21 protein-coding genes are annotated in these 23507 nt (G+C 63.7%); 11 read left to right on the top strand and 10 right to left on the bottom strand.

The genetic code is table 11. The features are described 5' to 3' along the window. Positions 1-3 precede the first annotated feature (3 nt). The 4 genes from dxr (at position 4) to JJJ17_RS13625 (ending at position 5657) form a co-directional block, all read left to right on the top strand. Positions 4-1152: a 1-deoxy-D-xylulose-5-phosphate reductoisomerase gene (gene dxr, locus JJJ17_RS13610; protein ID WP_200687375.1), complete on the top strand. Its 1149-nt coding sequence runs from the start codon at positions 4-6 to the stop codon at positions 1150-1152. Then, positions 1149-2480 carry an RIP metalloprotease RseP gene (gene rseP / locus JJJ17_RS13615; RefSeq protein WP_200687376.1) on the top strand — a complete coding sequence of 444 codons (1332 nt, stop codon included), beginning with the start codon at positions 1149-1151 and terminating at the stop codon, positions 2478-2480. The genes dxr and rseP overlap by 4 nt, the downstream gene beginning before the upstream one ends. 100 nt (positions 2481-2580) lie before the next feature. After that, complete coding sequence (bamA, locus tag JJJ17_RS13620) at positions 2581-4881, top strand: outer membrane protein assembly factor BamA (RefSeq protein WP_200687377.1); 2301 nt, start codon at positions 2581-2583, stop codon at positions 4879-4881. After that, the gene (locus JJJ17_RS13625) at positions 4881-5657 is read left to right on the top strand and encodes an OmpH family outer membrane protein (RefSeq protein WP_200687378.1); all 777 of its coding nucleotides are present in this window, start codon (positions 4881-4883) and stop codon (positions 5655-5657) included. Before bamA ends, JJJ17_RS13625 begins: the two co-directional genes overlap by 1 nt. 2 nt (positions 5658-5659) lie before the next feature. Here JJJ17_RS13625 and JJJ17_RS13630 read toward each other — a convergent pair whose 3' ends face one another. After that, complete coding sequence (locus tag JJJ17_RS13630; RefSeq protein WP_200687379.1) at positions 5660-6154, bottom strand: hypothetical protein; 495 nt, start codon at positions 6152-6154, stop codon at positions 5660-5662. Between the two features lie 822 nt (positions 6155-6976). Further along, positions 6977-7915, bottom strand: coding sequence for a nucleoside hydrolase (locus tag JJJ17_RS13635; RefSeq protein WP_200687380.1), 939 nt, complete (start codon positions 7913-7915; stop codon positions 6977-6979). Positions 7916-8035: 120 nt separating this feature from the next. On the opposite strand from JJJ17_RS13635, the gene JJJ17_RS13640 reads away from it, so the two are divergent. Beyond that, positions 8036-9847, top strand: a complete 1812-nt coding sequence (locus JJJ17_RS13640; RefSeq protein WP_200687381.1) for an ABC-F family ATP-binding cassette domain-containing protein — start codon at positions 8036-8038, stop codon at positions 9845-9847. Between the two features lie 272 nt (positions 9848-10119). Here JJJ17_RS13640 and JJJ17_RS13645 read toward each other — a convergent pair whose 3' ends face one another. Further along, complete coding sequence (locus JJJ17_RS13645; protein ID WP_200687382.1) at positions 10120-11091, bottom strand: putative zinc-binding metallopeptidase; 972 nt, start codon at positions 11089-11091, stop codon at positions 10120-10122. Between the two features lie 278 nt (positions 11092-11369). Here JJJ17_RS13645 and rplU point away from each other — a divergent pair, with 278 nt between their 5' ends. From rplU to JJJ17_RS13660, 3 genes are all read left to right on the top strand, one after another. Further along, positions 11370-11789 (top strand): 50S ribosomal protein L21, encoded by a 420-nt coding sequence (rplU, locus tag JJJ17_RS13650; RefSeq protein ID WP_200687383.1) that lies wholly within the window; start codon positions 11370-11372, stop codon positions 11787-11789. A 12-nt stretch (positions 11790-11801) separates the two neighbouring features. Beyond that, a complete protein-coding gene (rpmA, locus tag JJJ17_RS13655) occupies positions 11802-12074 on the top strand; it encodes a 50S ribosomal protein L27 (RefSeq protein ID WP_200687384.1) in 273 nt (90 codons plus the stop codon). A 91-nt stretch (positions 12075-12165) separates the two neighbouring features. After that, positions 12166-12747 carry a GNAT family N-acetyltransferase gene (locus tag JJJ17_RS13660; protein WP_234464101.1) on the top strand — a complete coding sequence of 194 codons (582 nt, stop codon included), beginning with the start codon at positions 12166-12168 and terminating at the stop codon, positions 12745-12747. Positions 12748-12851: 104 nt separating this feature from the next. Here JJJ17_RS13660 and JJJ17_RS13665 read toward each other — a convergent pair whose 3' ends face one another. Continuing rightward, a complete protein-coding gene (locus tag JJJ17_RS13665; RefSeq protein WP_200687385.1) occupies positions 12852-14231 on the bottom strand; it encodes an amidohydrolase family protein in 1380 nt (459 codons plus the stop codon). Between the two features lie 139 nt (positions 14232-14370). On the opposite strand from JJJ17_RS13665, the gene JJJ17_RS13670 reads away from it, so the two are divergent. Continuing rightward, entirely contained in the window at positions 14371-15216 is an 846-nt protein-coding gene (locus JJJ17_RS13670) for a LysR family transcriptional regulator (protein WP_200687386.1), read from the top strand. Positions 15217-15260: 44 nt separating this feature from the next. Beyond that, positions 15261-16250, top strand: coding sequence for an LLM class flavin-dependent oxidoreductase (locus tag JJJ17_RS13675; protein WP_200687387.1), 990 nt, complete (start codon positions 15261-15263; stop codon positions 16248-16250). 9 nt (positions 16251-16259) lie between these two features. Here the strand turns inward: JJJ17_RS13675 and JJJ17_RS13680 are convergent, their stop codons facing one another. From JJJ17_RS13680 to JJJ17_RS13690, 3 genes are read right to left on the bottom strand one after another with little or no spacing between them, the layout of a single operon-like run. After that, on the bottom strand, positions 16260-17603 hold the full coding sequence (locus tag JJJ17_RS13680) for a sensor histidine kinase (protein ID WP_200687388.1): 1344 nt from the start codon (positions 17601-17603) through the stop codon (positions 16260-16262). After that, positions 17600-18262 carry a response regulator transcription factor gene (locus tag JJJ17_RS13685; protein ID WP_200687389.1) on the bottom strand — a complete coding sequence of 221 codons (663 nt, stop codon included), beginning with the start codon at positions 18260-18262 and terminating at the stop codon, positions 17600-17602. The genes JJJ17_RS13680 and JJJ17_RS13685 overlap by 4 nt, the downstream gene beginning before the upstream one ends. Then, positions 18262-18582 carry a PepSY domain-containing protein gene (locus JJJ17_RS13690; RefSeq protein ID WP_200687390.1) on the bottom strand — a complete coding sequence of 107 codons (321 nt, stop codon included), beginning with the start codon at positions 18580-18582 and terminating at the stop codon, positions 18262-18264. Before JJJ17_RS13690 ends, JJJ17_RS13685 begins: the two co-directional genes overlap by 1 nt. Before the next feature lie 188 nt (positions 18583-18770). Here JJJ17_RS13690 and JJJ17_RS13695 point away from each other — a divergent pair, with 188 nt between their 5' ends. Further along, positions 18771-19487, top strand: coding sequence for a calcium-binding protein (locus JJJ17_RS13695; protein ID WP_200687391.1), 717 nt, complete (start codon positions 18771-18773; stop codon positions 19485-19487). 58 nt (positions 19488-19545) lie between these two features. On the opposite strand, the gene JJJ17_RS13700 is transcribed toward JJJ17_RS13695, so the two are convergent. From JJJ17_RS13700 to JJJ17_RS13710, 3 genes are read right to left on the bottom strand one after another with little or no spacing between them, the layout of a single operon-like run. Continuing rightward, entirely contained in the window at positions 19546-20676 is a 1131-nt protein-coding gene (locus tag JJJ17_RS13700; protein WP_200687392.1) for a M20/M25/M40 family metallo-hydrolase, read from the bottom strand. Continuing rightward, positions 20673-21848: a M20 aminoacylase family protein gene (locus JJJ17_RS13705; RefSeq protein ID WP_200687393.1), complete on the bottom strand. Its 1176-nt coding sequence runs from the start codon at positions 21846-21848 to the stop codon at positions 20673-20675. The genes JJJ17_RS13700 and JJJ17_RS13705 overlap by 4 nt, the downstream gene beginning before the upstream one ends. Continuing rightward, positions 21832-23505 carry an ABC transporter ATP-binding protein gene (locus JJJ17_RS13710; protein WP_200687394.1) on the bottom strand — a complete coding sequence of 558 codons (1674 nt, stop codon included), beginning with the start codon at positions 23503-23505 and terminating at the stop codon, positions 21832-21834. The genes JJJ17_RS13705 and JJJ17_RS13710 overlap by 17 nt, the downstream gene beginning before the upstream one ends. Positions 23506-23507: the final 2 nt, after the last annotated feature.

Here is a 23507-nt window from a genome sequence, read left to right on the forward strand (position 1 = left end):
AATATGCGGCGTATCTCTATTTTCGGGGCGACCGGCTCGGTCGGGGAAAACTGCGTTGACCTGATCCGTCAGGCGGGCGGTTACGATGTGGTCGCCGTCACCGGGGGCCGCAATGTCGAGCGGCTGGCCCGGACGGCCCGCGAATTGCGGGCAGAGATAGCAGTCACCGCGCATGACGATCTGCTGGACCCGCTGCGCGATGCGTTGGCGGGCAGCGGTGTCGAGGTCGCGGCGGGGGCGCAGGCGCTGATCGAGGCGGCGGGGCGACCTGCCGATTGGGTGCTTTCGGCCATCGTCGGTTCGGCCGGGTTGGCGCCGGGGCTGGCGGCGCTGGCGCAGGGCAATATTCTGGCGCTGGCGAACAAGGAGTCGCTGGTTTGCGCCGGGCCTTTGTTGCGGCGCGTGGCGGCCAAGGATGGCGCCACGATCCTGCCAGTCGATTCCGAACATTCGGCGATTTTTCAGGCTCTTGGCGGCGAAAGCCTCGATGGCGTCAAGGATGTGACTATCACCGCATCGGGTGGGGCGTTTCGCGATTGGCCGTTGGAGCGGCTGGCAGCGGCGACGGTGGCCGAAGCCTCGACCCATCCCAACTGGGCCATGGGGCAACGGATCACCATCGACAGCGCCAGCATGTTCAACAAGGCGATGGAAGTTATCGAAGCGAAAGAATTCTTCGGGCTTCGCGCCGATCAGATCAGGGTGCTCGTCCACCCGGAATCGATCATTCATGCCATGGTGCGGCATGTCGATGGCGGCGTCATCGCCCATCTTGGCGCGCCGGATATGCGCCATGCCATCGGCTTTGCATTGAACTGGCCGCGGCGACAGCCCTTGCCGGTCGCCGCTCTGGATCTGGCAAAGCAGGGTAGCCTGACATTTCGCGAGCCGGACGAGACGCGCTGGCCCGCGCTGCGGCTGGCGCGTGAGGTGATGGCGGCGGGCGGCATGGCGGGGGCGGTCTTCAACGCCGCAAAGGAACAGGCGCTGGACGATTTCATCGCCGGTCGGATCGGTTTCACGCAAATGGCACCCCGGGTCGAGGAGACACTGGCGGCGCTGTCGGCAAAGCCGGGATTTGCGGATGATGCGGGGGATCTGGAAACGGTCCTTGACTGGGACCGCGCCGCCAGACAGAAGGCGGCGGCATGACAGATCTGATCCCCCAGTTCGGCGGCACCATCTGGACGCTCGCGGCCTTCGTGATCGCGCTGGCGGTGATCGTCTCGGTCCATGAGTTCGGCCATTACTATATCGGTCGCCTGTCCGGCATCCGGGCCGAGGTGTTCTCGGTCGGGTTCGGCCCACGGCTGATCTCGCGCCGGGACAAGCGGGGGACGCTGTGGCAGGTGGCTGCGGTGCCCTTGGGTGGGTATGTGCGGTTCATGGGCGATGCCAATGCGGCAAGCGCCGGGACCGGGCGGCCTGTCGATCCCGCGCTGATGCGGCAGACGCTGAGCGGCGCACCGCTTTGGGCGCGGTTCGCGACCTTGCTGGCGGGGCCGGTGTTCAACTTCATCCTGTCGATCCTGATCTTCGGCGGCTTCGCACTTGTGCAGGGGCTGCCGTCGCCGGATGTGGTTGTGGGTAAGATCGCCGAGGCACCCGAAGAAATTGTGAACGAGTTGCAGCCGGGCGACCGGGTGCTGGCCATTGGCGGCAATCCTGTTGCGACATGGCGCGATATCAGCGATCTGGCCGAGACGCTGCCGGTTGCCGCCACTCAGGACTGGCGGGTGGAGCGCGACGGGCAAGAGATCACCGTGCAGGGACCGGACCCGATGCCGGCGCGGATCAGCGGGGTTGCACCGCGCAGCGCCGCCGCCGATGCAGGGCTTAGGGCGGGCGATGTGGTTGTTGCCATCGACGATCAGCCGGTCGCGCGTTTCACGCAGATGCGCGAGGCGGTCGAGGCGGCCGAGGGGCAGCCCATCGCCATGCGCGTCTGGCGTCCGGGAACGGGCGAGGCCGACTATACGCTGATCCCGAAGATGCAGGATCTGCCTGCCGAGGGTGGCGGATACGAACAGCGCTGGCTGCTGGGCGTGACCGGCGGCGACAGCTATTTCACCCCGCAGATGCGCAGCGCAGGCCTGGTCGAGGCATTGTGGCTGGGCGTGACCCAGACATGGAACATCATCGTATCGTCGCTTTCGGGGATGTGGGCGATGATCTCGGGCCAGATCGGCACCTGCAATCTGGGCGGCGCGATCAGCATTGCCGAAAGCACCGGCCAGGCGGCCAGTGCGGGCGGCGCGAATTTCCTGTGGTGGATCGCGGTCCTGTCGGCGGCCATCGGATTTCTCAATCTGCTGCCGATCCCGGTTCTGGATGGCGGCCACCTGATGTTTTACACTTACGAGGCGATCACTGGCCGCCCACCGTCTGACCGGGTGCTGAACCTGCTGACGGCAATTGGCATGGCGGCGGTGCTGAGCCTGATGATTTTCGGACTCACCAACGATCTTTTCTGCCCATAAGGCGCGATGCGCTTTTGACAGGGCAGGCGGATTGAGGCAAAAGTTTAACCAAATGAAAGCGCCGACAGTGCGCTGATGCAGGCTTGAAAGAGGGGCGGCAATGACACGGAAACTGGGCAGAGGCGCGGTCGCGCTGGTCACGGCCTTGACGATCGCGGCACCGGCGGCACTGATCCCCGCGCCCGCTTCGGCTTATGTCTTCAACGATGTCCGGATCGAGGGCGCGCAGCGGGTTGAGCCTGCAACCGTTCTTTCCTACGCCAATATCGCGCGTGGGCAGGATGTCTCGGCGGGCGAACTGAACGCAGCTTTGCAGCGGTTGCAGAATTCGGGCCTGTTCGAGACGGTCGAGGTTGAGCCGCGCGGCGGCGTACTGGTCATCCGGGTCAGCGAATATCCGACGATCAACCAGATCAGCTTCGAGGGCAACCGCCGGATCAAGGACGAACAGCTTGCGCAAGTTGTGCAAAGCCAGTCGCGCCGGGTCTATGAGCCGTCGCAAGCCCTGTCCGACGCCCAGAACATCGCGAATGCCTATGCCGCCGAGGGCCGGATGGCCGCGCGGGTCGATCCCAAGATCATCCGCCGCAGCGACAATCGCATCGATCTGGTCTTCGAAATCCGCGAAGGTGACCTGACCGAGATCGAGCGGATCAGCTTCACCGGCAACCGCGCCTTCAGCGACCGCCGCCTTCGTGACGTGCTGGCGACGAAACAGGCGGGCCTGCTGCGCCGCATCATCCGCGCCGATACCTTCGCGCCGGAACGGATTCAGGTCGACCAGCAGATGCTGACCGATTTCTACCGCTCGCGCGGCTATGCCGATTTTCAGGTGCAGGCTGTCGCCCCCGAAATCGCGCGGGAACGCGATGCCTTCTACATCACCTTCAACATTCAGGAAGGCCCGCGCTATCGCTTTGCGCAGGTGAACACGGTCTCGGAAATTCCGGGCGTCGATGCCAGCGCCTTTGCGGCGCAGAACCGGGTCAATCAGGGCGATGTCTATAACCCCGCCGCCATCGATAACACCATCCGCCGGATGGAGACCGTCGCGATCCAGCAGGGGCTGGATTTCGTCAATATCGAGCCGCGCGTTACCCGCAATCCGCAGAACCAGACGCTTGACCTGACCTTCGCGCTGACCCGCGGCCCGCGCGTTTTCGTCGAGCGGATCGATATCGAGGGCAACACCACCACGCAGGACCAGGTGATCCGCCGTCAGTTCACCACGGTCGAGGGCGATCCGTTCAACCCGCGCGCCATCCGCAACACGGCAGAGCGTATCCGGGCGCTTGGTTACTTCTCGGACGCGCAGGTCAACAGCCGTCAGGGCAGCAGCGATCAACAGGTCATCGTCGATGTGAACGTGGAAGAACAGCCGACCGGTTCGCTGTCCTTTGGTGCGTCTTACGGGGTGGCCTCGGGTGTGGGTTTGAACGTCGCGCTGAACGAGACGAACTTCCTTGGTCGCGGTCAGACGCTGGGCATTTCGATTGCGACGGCAGATGGCGATCAGCAGTCCTCGATCAACTTCGCCGAGCCGTTTTTCCTTGGCCGCGATCTGCGCTTTGGGTTCAACACCTATTATAACGTCACTGAGAACCTGAATTCGGACTACAACACTCGCTCGGTCGGGTTGCGCCCGTCGATCGAGTTCCCGATCTCGGACAATGGCCGGCTTGAGCTGCGCTATCGCATCTCGAAAGAGACGCTGAGCAATCTGGATGAGGACAGCTCGCGCATCCTGCGCGCGGAAGAGGGGCAGCGCGTCACCTCGTCGCTTGGCTATAGCTATCGCTGGGATACGCGGATCACCGGGCTGGACCCGCTGACCAATTACAAGCTGAACTTCAGCCAGGATTTCGCCGGTCTGGGCGGCGATGTGAAGGCCGTCACCACGACGGTTCTCGCAGGCGTCGAAAGCAATGCATGGCGCGAAGAGATCACCTTGCGCGGTGAATTCGAGGCTGGCTCGATCCATGGCTACGACGATTATTCGCCGTGGATTCTGGATCGCTTCCGGGGTGGCTCGAAAATCCGCGGGTTTGAGCCGAACGGGATCGGCCCGCGCGATCTGGGTGCCGAGAACGAGGACGGTCTGGGCGGCAACTATTTCTGGGCGGCGCGTGCTGAAGCGCAGTTCCCGGTTGGGCTGCCGGAAGAATATGGCATCACCGGCGGTCTTTTCGCCGATGTCGGCTCGATCTGGGGTCTGGATGACACGCGCGGCAGCGGTGGCCATACGGTCGATGACGGCATGAAGGTGCGCGCCTCGGTCGGGGCATCGATCTTCTGGACCACGCCGATCGGTCCTCTGCGATTCAACTTCTCGCATGCCGTGAAGAAAGAGGATTATGACGAGGAACAGAACTTCGACCTGACCATCTCGACGCGGTTCTGATGCTGCGACGGGGTTCGGGACGGAACTTCGGGGCCGGGCTTGCAATCGCAGGTCTGGCCCTTGTCGCTTGTCTGACCGTCCCGCTGCCCGCTGTGGCGCAGGACGATGGCGTCGGTCCCCCCATTGGCGGGGTTGAACCCGGCCAGCAGCCCGCGCCACCTGCAACCAGCGCGGATCTTCCCGCCAGCACCATCCCTGCATCGCCCGGCGATCAGCCCGATGTTCAGTCGGAAATCGTCACCATCGATCAGGAGATGCTGTTCACCAACTCCATCTGGGGCAAGCGGACACAGGCGCGTCTGGACGAGGAAGGGCAGCGGCTGGAGGCCGAGAACGAGAGGCTGGTCACACAGCTTTCGAATGAAGAGGCGCAGTTGACGGAAGAGCGCGCGACGCTTGATCCGGCAGAGTTCCGGCGTCGGGCGGAAGCCTTCGATGTCCGCGCCACGCAGGTTCGCCGCGAGCGGTTGCAGGCTGTTCAGGATGTGAACGGCTGGGCGGCGGCGGATCGCGCGGCCTTCTATCGCGCCGCCTTGCCGCTGATGGGCGAGGTTATGAGAGAACGTGGCGCGGTTGCGGTGCTGGACCGGCGGACGGTTTTTGTCTCGCTGGAAGCCATCGACATCACCAACGATCTGGCGGCGCTGCTGGATGAACGGCTTGGTGACGGCGACGGCGTTGTTCCATTCGTGCCGGGGCAGTCAAACGGCGGGGCACCGACCGAAGATGCGGGCGCGCCTTCCCCTGAAATGGTGCCGGAACAGCCTGAGCAGTAAGCTCAGGCGGTGCTGCGAGAGGTCCAGCGCAGCAGCGCGGCAAGTGAGAGTATACCACAGACCAGCAGAACGGCAGAGTCGGGCAGCGGCACGGTCGGAATCTCGGGAATGACCGGAACTTCAGGATCAACCGGCACGATGGTTCCAGGGGTGCCGTTGTCGCCGGTGCTGGAGCCGCCCCAGATGATCGGAATAACAGGAACACCGGGCACGCCCGGAACACCCGGCACGCCGGGGACACCTCCGGGGGGGACGCCGCCAGCCGGGGTTGTGATGGCGCCCAGATATCCGGGCGCGCCCGCATAGGGGCTGAATGCCGCGTCGGTCATCATCACGCCGGGGGGGACCTTTCCCGCCAGCGCGGCATCGTCGCCGACGACCAGCATCACGTGATCGCCATACTGATCGCGCGCGCTTGACCAGACAGCGGGACGAAAGCCGATGCCGGGGAAAAAGTGAATGCAGGGGGTCAGTTCGGTGCAAGAGGGCTGCTGCATGATCACACCTCGATCATGCGGGCAATAACGGACAGGGTCGGCCAAAACGGCCGAAAGCGACTCTTACCCATATTAGCACTCGTTAACAGAAATTTAACTTAACGAATGCGGACTAGACCCTGAGGCGCGGGGTCGATACCTGTCCTTTTCGTCAGTGACGATGAAGACACAATCTCCGATTTTCTGTTTCCGGGCCGGAACCTTGGTGCGGATGTGGAACGCGTTTTCCGAGGGCGGAAGGGGTCTGGCTTTCGTTCAGACCGCCGGAATCCGGCTAGGCACAGGCTATAATTTTTCCAACGCTGTTTTGAGGTATTTGTTAATTATTTGTAAAATAAGTTAAAATTATATGATTTTTGACGGATGATCGAGCGGCGGCTCTCGGCGCACCCTCTACCTCGCCTGACCTATACAGGTGGTGCATCATGCGGGAAGCCTCATTTTGCTTTGGCCCGATAGCGTTCGCCCGAGCCAAATTTATCCCTACGGCGATGTCTGGGCGCGGAAATCCAGAGGTATTTTTCACACCGATGTGACGATCATGTGTCGGATTTTTTACAGTCCCTGCAACGTATGGATGAGCCGTATTTTTCGGCATTCTTTATGCGGGTGCCGCGACGTTATTTGGGCCTCGAAGATTCGCGTGATTCGTTCGCCGGTGTTCGATTCAATGAAAAATATGCGTTGACGAGCCTGCGCCGGAACCGACCACGTTCGCTTTTCAACAATTCACGCGCTTGTTGTGAACGAAGTCGCAGTCGTCATCGAGACGCTTATTCGGCGGATCGCATTCGGTATTTCAGCAACGAAGAAACGGCGACGTCACGGCAGCGTCGCGATCCTTTCGCTGAGCAGATCGAACAGCCCGTCGCGGTTGAGGTTGCGGATGAAGAGGGCGTTTGCCGGTCGTCCGCTGACGCGCCACCAATCGGCCACGGTCATGCCTAGGGTGAATTCGCCCTGTGTCTCGATTTCGGCATTGATCTCGCGGCCTTCGAAGAGGTCCGGTCGGATCAGCCAAGCGATGGTGCAGGGATCGTGCAGCGGTGCGCCGAGGCTGCCGTATTTTTCGCGGTCGAAACGCTCGAAGAAATCGGTCCAGCTTGCGACCGCCGGGCCGCAGCGGCTGGGCAGGGCGCGCATGCCCTCGACCCAATCGCGCGAGGTCAGCGCTTGATGGGTGGCGTCCAGCGGCAGGACGGTGATCGGCGTGCCCGAGGCGAAGACGGCGGCGGCGGCTTCGGGGTCCACGTAGATGTTGAACTCGGCTGCCGGGGTGATGTTGCCAACCTCGAAATAGGCGCCGCCCATGAGGACGATCCGTGCGACGCGTGCCGCGATGTCAGGGGCCTTGGCGAAGGCGGCGGCGATATTGGTCAGTGGGCCGATGGGGACAAGGGTGACGGTGCCGTCTGGCTCGCGGCGCAACGTGTCGATGATGAAATCGACCGCGTGTTGTGATTGCAGCGGCATCGAGGGTGCGGGCAGGTCGATCCCGTCAAGGCCGGTCTTGCCGTGGACATGCTCTGCCGTGACCAGCTTGCGTTGCAGCGGCGCGTCGCATCCGGCGAAGACAGGAATGTCAGTGCGGCCCGCGAGTTCAAGGATCTTGCGTGCGTTCACCTCGGTCAGCGCCAGCGGCACATTGCCGGCGACGGCGGTGAGGCCCAGAATTTCCAACTCGGGGCTGGCGAGGGCCAGAAGGATGGCAACGGCGTCGTCCTGACCGGGATCGGTGTCGATGATGATCTTTTGCGGCATGTGGCCCCCCTGTTCCGAGCGATCATTTGTGGGCTGTTGCGGGGCGGGCTGCAAGGGGCTGTGCGGACAGATTGCATCGCCTCATTGACCGCCGCTGCAACCCGCGATAGGCGGCAGCGCATGGCACGCGCACCTTTACTTCAACTTACCGACATCTCGCTGACCTTCGGCGGCAATCCCGTTTTCGACGGCCTTTCGCTGACTGTTCAGCAAAGCGACCGGGTCGCGCTGGTCGGGCGCAATGGCTCGGGTAAATCGACGCTGATGAAGGTGATGGCCGGGCTGGTCGAGCCTGACCGCGGCGAAGTGGTGATGAGCGCGGGCAGCCATGTCGGCTATATGGAGCAGGACCCCGATCTGTCGGGCTTTGCGACGCTTGGCGACTTCGCCCGCGACGGGCTGGCCGAGGCCGAGGGCTATCGGGTCGAGATGGCAGCCGAGGGGCTGAAGTTCGATCCTGACCGGCCTGTGGCGACAGCTTCGGGCGGCGAGCGGCGCAGGGCGGCTTTGGCGCGGCTTCTGGCGCAGGCGCCAGAGCTGATGCTGCTGGACGAGCCGACCAACCACTTGGATATCGAGGCGATCGGCTGGCTTGAGGATCACCTGAACCAGACCCGCGCCGCCTATGTCATCATCAGCCATGACCGCGCCTTTCTGCGCCGCCTGACCCGTGCGACCCTGTGGATCGACCGGGGCGAGGTGCGGCGGCAGGAAAAGGGTTTCGAGGCCTTCGAGGATTGGCGCGAGGCCACCTGGGCCGCCGAGGATGACGCCCGGCACAAGCTGGACCGCAAGATCAAGGCCGAGGCGCGGTGGGCCGTGGAAGGCATCAGCGCACGGCGCAAGCGCAATCAGGGCCGGGTTCGGGCGCTGGCGGCGCTGCGGGCGGAACGGTCCTCGCAGATCCGTCGGCAGGGGGCTGCGGCGATGGCGCTGGAATCCGGGCCGCAATCGGGCAAGCGAGTGATCGAGGCGAAAGAGATCGCCAAGGCTTTCGGCGACCGGATCATTCTGAAGCCCTTCGATCTGCGGGTGAATCGTGGCGACCGGGTGGCCTTTGTCGGCCCGAATGGTGCGGGCAAGACCACGCTGATCAAGATGCTGACCGGCGAAATCGCCCCCGATCAGGGCAGCGTCACGCTGGGCACCAATCTGGAGATCGCGGTATTCGATCAGGCGCGTGCGGCGCTGAACCCCGATCAGACCTTGTGGGATGCGCTGACGGGCGATCCCGATATGCGTGTCTCGGGCCGGGCGGATCAGGTGATGGTGCGCGGCCAGCCCAAGCATGTCGTGGGCTATCTGAAGGATTTCCTGTTCGATGAGGCGCAGGCGCGTGCGCCGGTTCGCAGTCTGTCAGGTGGCGAAAAGGCCCGGCTGCTGCTGGCGCGGCTGATGGCCAAGCCGTCGAACCTGCTGGTCATGGACGAGCCGACCAACGATCTGGACGTGGAGACGCTGGATCTGTTGCAGGATCTGTTGGGCGAATATGACGGCACCGTATTGCTGGTCAGCCATGATCGCGATTTCATCGACCGCGTTGCGGATACGACCGTGGCGATGGAGGGCGATGGTCGGGCTGTGGTCTATGCCGGGGGCTGGTCGGACTATCGCGCCCAGCGGGGGCAGGATGCGCCGGTTGCGGTTGCGGCCCCGGTTGCGCAGAAAGCCGATCCGGTGGCGGAAAAGCCGAAAGCCGGAAAATCGGGGCTGAGCTTTACCGAAAAGCACCGGCTGGAACAGCTTCCCGCTGTCATTGCCCGGCTTGAGGCGGAAATCGCCAAGCTGGGCGAGTTCCTGTCCGCGCCGGATCTTTATGCCACCGCACCGCAGAAGTTTGACAAGGCGACCTCGGCGCTGGCCGAACGGCAGGCGGCGCTGGATGCGGCGGAAGAGGAATGGCTGGTGCTGGAAGAGAAAGCAGCGGGCTGATCGTCCCGGGTTGGGCGGCGTTTAGACGACGCTCGATGTCTGCCGTCGGTGAAGGTAGGGCGCCCGCCCGGGGACAAGGTGCCTGAAAGGCACCGCCGGGCAGTGACCAGACGCCCCCCGGCTGGGCACTTTGGTGAGGTCGTGCGCTACGGATATGTCAGGCGGGGCGGCACCATAAACGGCTGAGAATAAGCGTTGCCGTGCCCATCCGCGGCTGGTCTCTGCCCTCTGCTCTGAACTGCGACCGTCGATAGAGGCATGTTGCTTCGCCCCTAAGCGCCGCGTTGCAGGTGGTTTTTCAGCCAGCCGTGAGCAAAGCCGATCTTCTCGCGGGTTCTGGGCGTCAGCACGAAGGGATAGAGGTCGCTGTTATCCAAGGCCCGATTGATGTCGTTGATGGCGATGGCGACCTCGGCGGCGATGGTCAGCAGATGTTCGGCATCGTCGTCCTGATAGGGGGCATAGCCGGGCGGGACGCCCTGCATCGACAGGCCCGCGCTGACGAAACTATCGGTGAAATCGACGATATGCAGCAGATGGGCGCAGGTCTCGGCCCAATCCTCGTGCGGATGCGATGTGGCGTAGGCGGTGATGAAATCCTCGCCCGGCAGTTTGGGATTGGCGTAATGTTCCTGCAGCGCCATGCCGTAATCGGCCTGTTCATCGCCGAAGATCGCCCGGAAATCGTCAAGAAAGCCGGGCGCAATGGCCAGACGGTCGAACAGGAAATGCGCGATCTCGTGGCGGAAATGGCCGACCATGGATCGGTATTGCTCGCCCAGTTGATGCTGGCGCTGCACCCGGATCAGGCCATCCGCCTCGGTCACGTTGATGATAATATTGCCGTCCAGATGGCCCATGGTGATCTGCTCGGCCCGGCCGCCGATATTCTCGGACAGCATCTGGAAATGCGGGCGGGCGCCGGGATCGGTATCGGTGAACCAGTCCCAGTTCGACAGATTGGCCATGACCCACCGTTTCGCCCGTTCGGCCCGCGCCAGAAGATGCAGGTTCTCGTCTACACTGAGATCGGGAACCACATCCGACATCGCGCAGGACCGGCACAGCGTCTCGCCGGGGACGGCAGCCCAGTTGCACTGGATGGTGTCGCGGTTGACGCAGGGCTCGGCCTCGTTCCACATCGCTCGCGCCTCGGGCTCATAGTAAAGCGGCAGGCCGCAGGCGCAGAAGAGATTGTCGAAATAGACCCGATCACCAGAGGCCGGGCAGGTAAAGCTTTGCATCAACAGGCTTCCTTGTGCATACCCGCGGGGAATGCCCCGCGAATTGACCGGGTTCCGATAATTCGCATAAAAATCTGCACGAATGCCAGCCGGGTTCGGGTTGACTTGCAGGGCCGAATCCGCCATATCCACGGGACCGGCCGGGCATCAGCCCTTGGCCGGTTACTTATTTTGAATGTCATCCCGATATGCGGGGTGCGCAGTCCGAAGGCGGCAAAAGCCCGCAACGCCGGAACGATCCGGGGCCGAAGGACGCGAAAGATGAAGGAAACGAAGCGATGTTCGCGGTTCTGAAAACAGGCGGCAAGCAATACAAGGTGCAGGCGGGTGACGTGCTGCGCGTTGAAAAGCTGAATGCTGCTGCTGGCGATAAAGTCCAGTTCAACGATATTCTCATGGTCGGCTCGACCCTTGGTGCGCCGCTGGTCGGCGGTGCCTGCGTCCAGGCCGAAGTGATCGAACAGATCAAGGCCGACAAGGTGATCACCTATGTCAAGCGCCGCCGCAAGCACAGCTCGCAGCGCACGCGCGGCCACCGTCAGCAACTGACCCTGCTGCGCGTCACCGACGTGCTGGACAAGGGCGCTGACAAGACCGGTGTGAAAGCTGCCGTCGGCGCGCGCACCAAGGTCGAAGAAGCAGAGGCGAAGAAACCCGCCCGCGCCAAGAAACCGGCTAAAGACGCCGCTGAAGCCTAAGGAGACTGAGCCATGGCACATAAGAAAGCAGGCGGTTCGTCCCGCAACGGTCGCGATTCGGCCGGTCGCCGTCTTGGCGTGAAACTGTATGGCGGTCAGGAAGCGATCGCAGGCAATATCATCGTTCGTCAGCGCGGCACCAAGATGTGGCCGGGCGTGAACGTGGGCATGGGCAAAGACCATACCCTGTTCGCACTGACCGACGGCCATGTTGCCTTCAAAAAAGGCCTCAAGGGCCGCACCTTCATTTCGGTAATTCCTGCGAGCCTCGAAGCCGCCGAGTAACCCAAACGTAACATTTCGATGTTAGGGGGATCGGCGAAAGCCGGTCCCCCTGGCATTTTTATTCTGACCTTTTCCGGGAGGGGAAATGGTAATGTCAGCACCAATGCGCGAGGGAACGCGCCTGGATGACCTGAAGATCGACCAAGCCGCGCTGAACCAGCCGGTCATCCGAAGCGAGCGTTTCACCTTGCGCCCTTTGCGCGTCTCGGATGTCGGGATGATCGCGCATTACACCGCAGACCGTCGCGTGGCCGAAGGAACGCGGGCGATCCCGCATCCCCTGCCGCCCGGTGCGGCTGATGGTTTCGTGGCCCGCGCGCTGGATGCCAAACGGCAAGAGGATGTCTGGGCCATCGACGGGTCCGAGAACCGGCTGGCCGAGCTGCTGGGGGTCGTCTCGCTGACGCATATGGAGGATCAGCAGTCCGAACTGGGCTTCTGGATCGGGGCTGGCTATTGGAATACCGGCTTCGCGACCGAGGCGGTCGAGGCGCTGGTCCGTGCCAATCCGCATAAGTCGCGGACGCTGTTCGCCGAGGTGTTTCAGGACAATCCGGGTTCCGCCCGGGTGCTGACCAATTGCGGTTTCGTCTACCTGGGCGATGCGGAAAGCTGGTCGGTGGCGCGGAATGCACGGGTGCCGACCTGGACCTATCTGCGGAAGATGGGCTGAGGCGAAAGCACTCGCCGGAAGAAATTCGCGGGCAGGGCGGTTTGGACCACCTTGCCCGTTTTGCATTTCAGTGGCGGATTGTTCGCCTCTGCCGGGGTGGGCCGTCAGGCCTTCGCTACCTCACCAAACACCAACCGCCCCTTGTGGAAGGTCGCGGTCCGGGGCGAGCGGCGGGCAACTGCCTCGGCCGAGCAAGAGCTTGCCGCCAGCGTGAATTCGGCCGCATCGCCCGGCTGCGGCCATGCGCGGCTGCCATCCTCGGCCAAAGGCAGCACATCGCCAGAGCTGATCGCCAATGCCCGGTTCAGCGAAAGCTCGTTCCCGCGCGAATAAAGCTGCGCGCAAAGATTGGCCTTCTCCAGCATGTCGCCGGTGCCGAAGGGTGACCAGTGATCGATCACGCTGTCGGTGCCCGACATCAGCGTCACGCCCCGCGCGCGAAGCTGCGGCAGCGGCATGTTCAGGCGCCCGATGGGCACGGTCGAGGCAAGACTGATCCCCTGTTCCGCCATCCGCTCGGCCAGTTCATCGACTTCGGCTTCGGGCAGCCCGACAAACGCGAAGGCGTGGCTAAGCGTCAGGCGGTTCTTCAATTCCGGTGTCCGCTCGACCGTTTCGACCATGTAGCGGATGCCTGCGATCCCGTTTGGTCCGGTTTCATGCGTGTGGATGTCGATGGATTTGCCGTGGTCCAGCGCGATCTGGAACATCGCATCCAGCGATTTCGCCATATCGCCATCGACATTCGTGGGGTCCAGCCCGCCGACGAATTCAACGCCGAGATCCATCGCCTCACGCATCAGGCTGTCCGAGTTGGAATACAGCAACCCGTGCTGCGGGAAGGCGACAATCTCGCAGGTGAAGCTGTCCTTGCGGTTCTCAAGGGCAAGTTTCAGATGCTCCAGACTGCGCAACCCGCTGACCGGATCGATGTTGCAATGGCTGCGGGCATGGGTCGTGCCCTGCGACAGCAGCAGGTCGATCAACGCCTCGGCCCGTTGCTGCGATGTCGTCAGCAGTTCGGGCAGTAGTCGTTCTTCAAGCGCGATCTGATCGAAGATCGTGTTCTCGGGCGACCGGGCAGGGGCGCGCCACGGGCCGCTGTAAAAGGTCTTGTCCAGATGGATATGCATGTCGCGGAAGGCAGGCAGCAAAAGCTGACCGCCCGCCGAATAGCGCGCAATGGCCGGGTCCAGCACGGCGCCTTCGGGCAGGATCGCCTGTATCGCCCCGTCGCGGATTTCCAGCGCATGCGGCGCGGTCAGGGTGGCGATCACCAGATCGCCTTCGCGCTCAAAGCCGGTCTCAAGCAGCACATCGGTCAGATAGTAATGCGTCTCGGCGATCGAGGTGGCGCGGTTGTCGGCGGCGCCCTCGGCGGCGTGACCCGAGGCGGCGGACATGGCGAACGCGGCGGATGCGGTCATCAGGCCGCCTGATCCCCGCAGAAAGGCGCGGCGGCTGTGATGCTGAGTGCTGAGCATGGTGAATCCTCCCAAATCCAATGCCAGAGAGCCAGCCGATTCCGGCCCCGTTTCCTGCGACGGGGATAAAGCCGGCATGGATTATCTGGAAATTAAATTTCTGGATGATAATCATGCATAAAATAGATGAGGCCATCTGATGCTGGACCCACGCCTGCTGCGCGCCTTTGTCGGCATCGTCGAGGCGGGCAGTTTCACCCGTGCCGCCGACCGGCTGAACATGACGCAATCGACCATCAGCCAGCAAATCGCCCGGCTGGAAGAGGCGGTCGGGCATCCGCTGATCGAACGCGCCGCCCGCCCGGTTCTGCCGACCGCGCAGGGTGAACGTCTCTTGGGCTATGCCCGCCGCATTCTGGCACTGCAGTCCGAGGCGGCGTTGGTGCTGGGCGATCCAAGCGGCAGCAGCGCGATCAGAATCGGGTTGCCGGAGGATATCTTCAACCCGGTCACCTGCACCATGTTCCGCCATTTCACCCGCCGTTTCCCCGAGATCCGGCTGGACGTGACGGTCGGCCTCAGCCGCGATCTGACGCGACGCTACCGTGCCGCGGAACTGGATATGGTGGTGGTCAAGGAGCCGAAGGCCAGCGCCGATTGCCGGGCGGCGTTCGAAGAGCCGATGGCATGGTTTGAAAGCGCCGTTCTGCCACGAGACTGGGGCGATACGGTGCCGCTGGTGACCTTCCCGCCCGGCGGACTTTACCGCGACGCGATGTTCGAGCGGATCGAGCGTGAAAGAAAGCGCTGGCATGTCGCCTTTTCCGGCAACAGCCTGCACAGCGTCCTTCTTGGGGTCGAGGGGGCATTGGGGATCACCCTGCTGCCGGTCTCGGCGACGCTGGACGCAAGGGTCCGGCGATGCGAGATGTTCGGGACCGAGCCCGCTTTGCAGGCCGCGCTTTACGCATGGGAGACGGCAGGCCCGATCGGCGAGCTTGTGACCGGGCTGACCGGGGTTCTGGCACGACGCAGCGGTAGCTGATTTGCAGAGCTTGCAATCCGGCCGGTCGTGCCTAGCTACCTGACATGAGCAGCATTCCCTTTTCCCTTCTCGATCTGTCGCCCGTCCCCGAGGGGTTCGAGGCGTCGGATGCGATCCGTAACACGCTTGATCTGGCGCAAAAGGCCGAAAGTTGGGGGTATCACCGCTATTGGCTGGCCGAGCATCACAATATGCCGGGCATCGCCAGCGCCGCGACCGCCGTGCTGATCGGGCTGGTGGCGCAAGTGACCAGCCGCATCCGGGTGGGGGCAGGGGGCATCATGCTGCCGAACCATGCGCCGCTGACCGTGGCCGAGGCGTTCGGGACGCTGGCGACCGCCTTTCCCGACCGTATCGATCTGGGGCTTGGCCGCGCGCCGGGTGGCGACGGGGCGGTGATCCGGGCGCTGAGGCGTGATCCAATGGCCGACAGCTTTCCGCAGGATGTGGTGGAGCTTCTGGAATATCTTGGGCCGCCGCGAGAGGGCGCACAGGTCCGGGCGCTTCCGGGCGAGGGCACGAATGTGCCGGTCTGGATTCTGGGCAGCAGCCTGTTTGGTGCGCAACTGGCCGCGCATCTGGGTCTGCCCTATGCCTTCGCCAGCCATTTCGCGCCCGGCGATCTGGATCAGGCCTTTGCCACATATCGCGACCGTTTCCGCCCGACGCAGTTCGGGCAAGAGCCTCGGGCGATGCTGGCGGTGAACATCTTTGCCGCCGATGACGCGGATGAGGCGCATTTCCTGCGATCCTCGATGCAACTGGCCTTTGCGCGGCTGCGGACCGGGATGCCCGGCAAGCTGCCGCGTCCGACCCGCGACATCGACGCAGAGATCGGCCCGCAGATGCGCCGCATGGTCGATCAGGCGCTGAAGATCACCGTCGTCGGCAATCCCGCCGAGGTGAAGACGCAGATGCAGGGCTTCATCGACCGCTATGCGCCGGATGAGGTGATCCTGACCGGGCATATCCACGATCAGACCGCCCGTCTGCGCAGCTTCGAGATCGGGGCAGAGGTGATGGCGTCGCTGTAACCGAGCCGCCTAACGGGCATGCAGGGTGATTGTCACCCTCAGCCCCGGACCCGCGTTTTCCAGCGCGACCTGACCATCTGCCGCATCGATGATGTCATGCACGATGGCAAGGCCAATGCCCTGACCCTCGCCCGACTGGTCCAGCCTGACACCACGCTTTGTCATCCGTTGCAGATCGTCCGCCGGAACCCCCGGCCCGTCGTCGCGAATGGTGATCTGCACGCTTGACCCGCTGCCGGTGACATCGATCCAGACCGCGCTTTCCGCATGGCGCATGGCGTTTTCCAGCAGTGCGCCAAGCGCCTCGGTCAGGTCGTCGGGGTCGATGCGGGCGCGCAGATGCGATCCCGCGCTGACATGCCAGCCAAGATCGGCCCCGCGCGGCATCCGGCGCAGAACCTGCACGACGCGGTTGATGACGGTCTCTGGCTCTGCTTCGGCGGTGGTCAGGTCGGATTGAATCCGCGCCCGCGTCAATTCGCGGTCAACCAGCCGCCGCATTGATCCGACCACGGTTTCGATACTGCCGGCCAGCCCGTCCTGCCCCTGATCCCGCAGCTTTTCTGCATCGCCCAGCAGCGCCTGCAGCGGGGTCTTGAAGCCATGGGCAAGATCGGCGGCACGGTGGCGGGCGCGAAGCAGTTCGGCATCCCGTGCGTCCAGCAATTCGTCGATCTGGCGGGACAGCGGCACAACCTCATCCGGCAGATCGGTGCCGATCCGCGCCCGGTCGCCCGTTGTCAGCGCACGGACACGGTTGCTGACCTGAGACAGCGGGCGCAGGCCCACGCGGATCTGCATCCAGAAGGCGGTCAGCAGCAAGGCGCCAAGGATTACCAGAAATGGCATCAGGTCGCGCAGAAATCCCTGTTCCGCCAGATCCAGCGCATCGCGGTCGGTCGCGACAAGGATGCGCAACGGCAGGCGGGTGCCGTCGTGATCGACCAGCAGGCTTTGTTCCACGACCAGCAGTGCCTCGCCCTGAGGGCCGGGCAGCGACAGAACGCGCGTCTGGCCGGGGGCGGCCAGATCATCCGGCGCGGGGAGTTGATAATCCCAGAGAGAGCGTGACCGCCGCATCTCATCGCCAAGGCTCACTTGCCAGTAATGGCCCGAGAAGGGCTGACGAAACAGCGGATCGGGCGGTGGATCGACAAGGCGCGGCGGCGATCCGGCCGAGATTTCGACCATCGATGCCAAGGCCATTGCGCGCGATTGCAGATCGTCAACCGCAACCCGTTCGACATGGCGGACAAAGAGATAGGACAGACCGATCGTGGACAGGCCCAGCGTCAGCACGATCGCCACGGCACCGGCAAGGATCAGGCGCAGGCGAAGTGAGTTCCGGCTCACCCTTCGCCGCCCAGATCATAGCCGAAGCCGCGACGGGTGCGGATGACGCCGGTGCCGATCTTTCGGCGCAGGCGGGTGATGACCGCCTCCAGCGCATTGGCGTCCTTGGCGTCGTCGTCACCGTAAAGGTGTTCCAGCAATTCACCGGGCGGAACCGTCCGGTCGCGGTGCAGCGCCAGATAGGCGAGCAGCCGGTATTCAAGCGGCGTCACCGCCACCGGCACGCCAGCAACCGCGACCGTCATCCGGTTCATATCCACCGACAATCCCCCGACCTGCTGGACCGAGGCCGCGCGCCCTCCGGCGCGTCTGACCAGCGCGCGGGCGCGGGCGATCAATTCCTCCATCCGGAAGGGCTTGGGCAGGTAATCGTCGGCACCGGCATCGATCCCCTCGACCCGTTCGGTCCATGCACCGCGCGCGGTCAGCACCAGAACCGGGCTTTCACACCCCTCGGCCCGCCAACGTTTCAGCACGGTCAGACCGTCCAGCCGGGGCAGGCCCAGATCCAGCACGATCAGGTCGTAATTTTCCGTCCCGCCCTGAAACCACGCGGTTTCACCCTCATCGACATGCTCGACCCTGAAGCCCGCCGATTCCAGCGCCCGCCGGACATCTGCCGCGATCTTCGAATCGTCCTCGACCACCAATGCGCGCATCAGAAAAGATCGTCCTCATCCTCGTCCTCGACCGACAGCACCTCGGCGGTGGCGGCGTCCAGATCGACCTCGATCAGCCGACCATCCTCGGTGATCAGTTCGACCTCATAGACGCGGATTCCATAGCTGTATTCAAGCTCGACCTCGACGATATGACCGGGATGCGTGCGGGCCAGAGCCTCCAGCACCTCTGCCAGCGGCAGGATTTCCCCGCGCGCAACGGCATCCTGCGCCAGTTCGAAATCGGGTTGCGCGGTATCCTGGCCGCCAGAGGTGGCAGGGATCAAAAGGAACAGCAGAAGAAGCGATAGGTGTTTCATGCTGCTCCCCTAGCGGATTTCCGCTGACATTCCGCTGACAGGCGCGAAATCGGCCCGCAAAACCTGCTTCCTGACATTTCGCTGACAGATGCCATCAGAACGCTGTCAGCATCGGGTGCGTATAGCCGGTTGCGTAAACAAGGCAGATCCATTCCGGATCGCCGCGAGATTTTCGAAGGAATGATATCATGGCACGCAAGGTTGGCACCAACGGCTCGGATCTGCTGAAGGGGACTTCGCTGTCGGACTGGCTGTCCGGGCTGAGCGGGAACGACACCATCTTCGGATATGACGGGAACGACGACATCTATGGCGGCGACGGCAATGACCGGCTGCTGGGCGGTCGCGGCAATGACGATATCGAGGGCGGCAACGGTCACGATTACATCGATGGCGGTCTGGGCAATGACGAGCTTGACGGTGGCTGGGGCAACGACACCATCTATGGCGGCGACGGAAATGACGAGCTGGACGGCGACGGCGGCAACGATTTCCTCAGCGGCGGCAGCGGCAATGATGAGCTTGACGGCGGCAGCGGCAATGACCGTCTGTATGGCGGCACGGGTCGGGATGAGCTGGACGGCGGTGACGGCGATGATCGCCTGTTCGGCGGTCAGGGCAACGACACGCTGGAGGGCGGTCGCGGCAATGACATCCTGAACGGCGGTCAGGGCGCTGATGTGTTCGAGTTCGAACTGGGCGACGGTCGCGACACGATCAGCGATTTCCAGAACGGCGTGGACAAGCTGGATCTGGATGATTTCAGCCGCGCGGATGTTCAGCGCGTCATCAACGGCGCCCGTCAAAGCGGCGACGACCTGATCCTGCGCCTGTCGGACAACACCACGATCACGCTGGACGATTTCCGCCGCGCCGATCTGGACATCAGCGACTTCACCTTCTGATCGTCAAGCATTGCGACGATCATAACCCCCGCCTTCCATCGAAGGCGGGGGTTTCTTTTCACGCGATCCGGGTCAGCAACCCCGCCGCCAGCCTCGCCCGTTCGGCAAGGCTGTCGATCTGGATATGCTCGTCCAGCGTATGCAGCCCCTTGCCGCGCACGCCGATCGAATCCAGCGTCGGCACGCCCATCGCGCCGGTGAAGTTCCCGTCCGAGCCGCCGCCCGCGCTGCCCGCATTCAGATCAAAGCCGATCTCGGCAGCGATGCCCTTGGCGATCTCGTAAAGCGCCATCGTGCCGGGTTGCGGCTCCCATACCGGGCGGGTGACGCCTCGGGTGACGATGAAATCGGTGCCGTCTTCCTCGCCCTGCAAATCCAGCATCGCCGCCACGCCGCGATCCAGATCTTCCTGACGCTTGGCCATGCTTAGCACCTCGGCATGGCATTCCGAGCTGACGCAGTTGACCCATTGCCCGGCATGAATGACCCCGACCGAGAAGGTGCAATCCTCGGTCGTCATCCCCTCGATCTGCGGGATGCGGCGGGCCATGGCGGCGATGGCCGAACGACCGTCTTTCAGCGCCCAGCCCGCATGGCTGGGGCGGCCCTTGGTCAGAAGGTTGAAGCGCGCGATGGCATAGCGTCCGATCACCGCGCCGCCATCGGGTGAGGCGGGTTCGGGCAGCAGAACGGCGCGCTGGTTGCGGGCGTGATCTTCGATCAAGCCACGGGTGGCGGGGGTGCCGACCTCTTCGTCAGGGGTGAACAGGAAAGTGACAGGCAGCGGCGTCTGGATGCCCGCTTTCAGGATTTGGCGCATCGCCTCCAGGAAGACGTAATTGCCGCCTTTCATGTCCATGATGCCCGGACCCCAAGCCTTGCCGTCTGCGACCCGGAACGGCAGCTTTTCCAGCGTGCCGAGCGGGTGGACTGTGTCCATATGGCCCGAGACCAGAATGCCCGGCTTGCCCTGATCGGGATGGGGGAAGGTCGCGCGGATGGAATCGCCAAAGCCGCCGGTGCCGGGAATGGTTTCGACATGGGCACCGGCCTCGACCAGATCGGCGGCGGCAAGGGCCATCATGCGGCTGACAGCGGCTGCGTCAAAGGTCGGGCTTTCGCATTCGATCCATGGGCGCAGCCCGTCCAGCATCCGGTTGCTGTCGAAGGGCAGGTTATGGGCGTTCATGCGGTGGTCTCCAAAGGCAGGCGGCGTTCGATCAGGCGGGCATAGATCGAGGCGCCGACGGGAAGGATGCCGGGGTCCAGAACAAACCCCGGATTGTGCAGCGGCACGGTTCCGGCATGGCCGAGATTGCCGTAAGCGCCCGGCACCTGTTGCAGCATATCGGCGAAATCTTCCGAGCCGGTCATGGGTTCGGCATTGTCGGTCATGTTCTCGGCCCCGATCACATCCGCCGCCGCCGCCATCCATTCCTCCGACAGGGCGTCGTCGTTCAGCAGCACATCGAAGATCTCGCGGAAATCGATCTGGATCTGGACGCCGTGGGCAAGGGCAAGGCCCGCGCAAATCTCGCGCATGCGGGTCTGCATCAGGTCGCGAACCTCGGGCTTGAAGAAGCGGACGGTGCCCGCAAGCGTGGCGGTTTCGGGGACCACGTTATAGGCGCTGCCCGCGTGGATCTGCGTGACCGACAGCACGCCGGATTCCAGCGGCGGCAGGTTGCGGCCAAGGATGGTCTGGAATTGCCCGACCAGCGCCGAAGCCACCACCAGCGCATCGCGGGATTGCTGCGGCATGGCGGCATGGCTGCCCTTGCCGGTGACGGAGATGTCAAAGAACGACGCCCCGGCCATTGCCGCGCCCTTGCGAATGGTGGCGCGGCCCGGTTTGCCATTGGGCTGGTTGTGCATTCCGTAAACCTCATCGACGGGGAAGCGCTGGAACAGCCCATCGGCGATCATGCCGCGCGCGCCGCCCAGACCTTCCTCGGCGGGCTGGAAGATGAAGACCGCCGTGCCGTCGAAATTGCGGCTGGCCGACAGGTATTTCGCCGCGCCCAGCAGCATCGTGGTGTGGCCGTCATGGCCGCAGGCATGCATCCGGCCCGGATTTTGCGAGGCATAGTCCAGCCCGCTGGTCTCATCGATCGGCAGCGCGTCCATGTCGGCGCGCAAGCCCACGCGGCGGTTCCCCTGACCCTTGCCGCGCAGAATGCCGACGACGCCGGTTTTCGCGATGCCCTCATGCACCTCGTCAAAGCCGAAATCGCGCAGCTTTCCGGCGACGATGCCGGATGTGCGGACCTCTTCGAAGCCGATTTCGGGATGGGCGTGCAGGTCGCGGAAGATCGCCTGCAGTTCCGGGGTGGCGGCGTCGATTTCAGGCAGGTTGGGCATTTTCGGTCTCACTCATCGAACGGAAGTTCTGGAAGTCCCAGTCACGGCCGGGGGCGGCGTCGATCAGGGCGCGGGTATAGGCATGGGCGGGCGCGCCCAGCACCTCGCCGGCGGGGCCATGTTCCACGACCTCGCCGCGCTGCATGACGATCACATCGTCACAAATCTGGGCGGCGACGCGCAGATCATGGGTGATAAAGACGATGGCGATGCCGAATTCCTGCTGCAACTGATCCAGCAGCGCCAGCACCTGCGCCTGAACCGAGACATCCAGCGCCGACACCGCCTCATCCGCGACCAGCACATCGGGCCGCATCATCACCGCGCGGGCAATCGCGATCCGCTGCCGCTGACCGCCCGAAAACTGGTGCGGATAGCGGTTCAGCGAATCTTCGGGCAGGCCGACGACACCCATCAGCCGCTTCGCCTCGGCCAGCGCATCGCGGCGGCTTGTGCCATAGTTCAGCGGCCCCTCGATCAGGCTTTGCGCGATGGTCCAGCGCGGGTTCAGCGACCGCATCGGGTCCTGAAACACCACCTGCAACTTCTTGCGATGCGGGCGCAGCGCGCCGCGCGACAGGCTGGCAATGTCGCTGCCATCCAGCATGATCCGCCCGGAAGACGGGTCGATCAGCCGCATGATGCAGCGCGCCACGGTAGATTTGCCCGAGCCGCTTTCACCGACGATGCCCAGTGTGCGTCCGCGTGTCAGCGTGAAGGTCACGTCTTTCGCCGCATGGGCCTGAGGCAGTTTCCGCAGGATACCGCCGCCGCCGTAGATCTTGTTCAGCCTTTCGACCGACAGCACGACTTCGGACCCGGCGGGCCGGGGATCGCGGGGCGACAGGCTGGGCACGGCGGATAGCAGCTTGTGGGTATATTCCTCGCGCGGGTGGCGCAGAAGCTGTTCGACCGGGGCGTGCTCCACGATCTCGCCATGTTTCATCACATAGACCGTATCGGCGATTTCAGCGACGACGCCCATGTCATGGGTGATGAACAGAACGGCGGTGCCGTGCTTTTGCTGCAATTCGTCGATCAGCGACAGGATCTGCTTTTGTGTGGTCACGTCCAGCGCGGTGGTCGGCTCGTCCGCGATCAAGAGAACGGGTTCCAGCACCAAAGCCATCGCGATCATGATCCGCTGCCGTTGACCGCCCGACAATTGGTGCGGATAGCTGCGGAAGATGCGGTCCACATCGGGCAGGTGGACCTGCTCCATGATCGCCTTGGCGCGTTTGCGGCGCTCGGATTGGCCCAGTCTGGTGTGAAGCTCCATCACCTCCATGATCTGATCGCCGACCCGCAGGACCGGGTTCAGCGCCGTCATCGGCTCTTGAAAGATCATCGCCACGCGGGCGGCACGCAGTTCGCGCATCTGCGCCTGCGTCAGCGGCAGCAGGTTCTGGCCTTGCAGGTTGATCTTGCCATTGGCGACCTTCAGCGCCTCGGGCAGAAGGCCCATGATCGCCAGCGAGGTGACCGACTTGCCCGACCCGGATTCGCCGACCAGACAGACGGTTTCGCCCTGACGGATGGTGACATCGATCCCCTTCAGCACCTGCGGCTGGCCCGGCGTGTCGGGCAAAGCGACGGTCAGGCTTTCGGCCTGAAGCGCGATGTCGGCATTATCGAAATTGCGTGATTTGAACAGCATGA

Source organism: Paracoccus caeni, from assembly GCF_016629665.1.
Classification (GTDB): Bacteria; Pseudomonadota; Alphaproteobacteria; order Rhodobacterales; family Rhodobacteraceae; genus Paracoccus; species Paracoccus caeni.

What these genes read in the sequence shown, in the direction of transcription:
- dxr (WP_200687375.1), top strand. Translation starts at nt 4, where the DNA reads ATGCGGCGTATCTCTATTTTCGGGGCGACCGGCTCGGTCGGGGAAAAC.
- rseP (WP_200687376.1), top strand. Translation starts at nt 1,149, where the DNA reads ATGACAGATCTGATCCCCCAGTTCGGCGGCACCATCTGGACGCTCGCG.
- bamA (WP_200687377.1), top strand. Translation starts at nt 2,581, where the DNA reads ATGACACGGAAACTGGGCAGAGGCGCGGTCGCGCTGGTCACGGCCTTG.
- JJJ17_RS13625 (WP_200687378.1), top strand. Translation starts at nt 4,881, where the DNA reads ATGCTGCGACGGGGTTCGGGACGGAACTTCGGGGCCGGGCTTGCAATC.
- JJJ17_RS13630 (WP_200687379.1), bottom strand. Translation starts at nt 6,154, where the DNA reads ATGCAGCAGCCCTCTTGCACCGAACTGACCCCCTGCATTCACTTTTTC.
- JJJ17_RS13635 (WP_200687380.1), bottom strand. Translation starts at nt 7,915, where the DNA reads ATGCCGCAAAAGATCATCATCGACACCGATCCCGGTCAGGACGACGCC.
- JJJ17_RS13640 (WP_200687381.1), top strand. Translation starts at nt 8,036, where the DNA reads ATGGCACGCGCACCTTTACTTCAACTTACCGACATCTCGCTGACCTTC.
- JJJ17_RS13645 (WP_200687382.1), bottom strand. Translation starts at nt 11,091, where the DNA reads ATGCAAAGCTTTACCTGCCCGGCCTCTGGTGATCGGGTCTATTTCGAC.
- rplU (WP_200687383.1), top strand. Translation starts at nt 11,370, where the DNA reads ATGTTCGCGGTTCTGAAAACAGGCGGCAAGCAATACAAGGTGCAGGCG.
- rpmA (WP_200687384.1), top strand. Translation starts at nt 11,802, where the DNA reads ATGGCACATAAGAAAGCAGGCGGTTCGTCCCGCAACGGTCGCGATTCG.
- JJJ17_RS13660 (WP_234464101.1), top strand. Translation starts at nt 12,166, where the DNA reads ATGTCAGCACCAATGCGCGAGGGAACGCGCCTGGATGACCTGAAGATC.
- JJJ17_RS13665 (WP_200687385.1), bottom strand. Translation starts at nt 14,231, where the DNA reads ATGCTCAGCACTCAGCATCACAGCCGCCGCGCCTTTCTGCGGGGATCA.
- JJJ17_RS13670 (WP_200687386.1), top strand. Translation starts at nt 14,371, where the DNA reads ATGCTGGACCCACGCCTGCTGCGCGCCTTTGTCGGCATCGTCGAGGCG.
- JJJ17_RS13675 (WP_200687387.1), top strand. Translation starts at nt 15,261, where the DNA reads ATGAGCAGCATTCCCTTTTCCCTTCTCGATCTGTCGCCCGTCCCCGAG.
- JJJ17_RS13685 (WP_200687389.1), bottom strand. Translation starts at nt 18,262, where the DNA reads ATGCGCGCATTGGTGGTCGAGGACGATTCGAAGATCGCGGCAGATGTC.
- JJJ17_RS13690 (WP_200687390.1), bottom strand. Translation starts at nt 18,582, where the DNA reads ATGAAACACCTATCGCTTCTTCTGCTGTTCCTTTTGATCCCTGCCACC.
- JJJ17_RS13695 (WP_200687391.1), top strand. Translation starts at nt 18,771, where the DNA reads ATGGCACGCAAGGTTGGCACCAACGGCTCGGATCTGCTGAAGGGGACT.
- JJJ17_RS13700 (WP_200687392.1), bottom strand. Translation starts at nt 20,676, where the DNA reads ATGAACGCCCATAACCTGCCCTTCGACAGCAACCGGATGCTGGACGGG.
- JJJ17_RS13705 (WP_200687393.1), bottom strand. Translation starts at nt 21,848, where the DNA reads ATGCCCAACCTGCCTGAAATCGACGCCGCCACCCCGGAACTGCAGGCG.
- JJJ17_RS13710 (WP_200687394.1), bottom strand. Translation starts at nt 23,505, where the DNA reads ATGCTGTTCAAATCACGCAATTTCGATAATGCCGACATCGCGCTTCAG.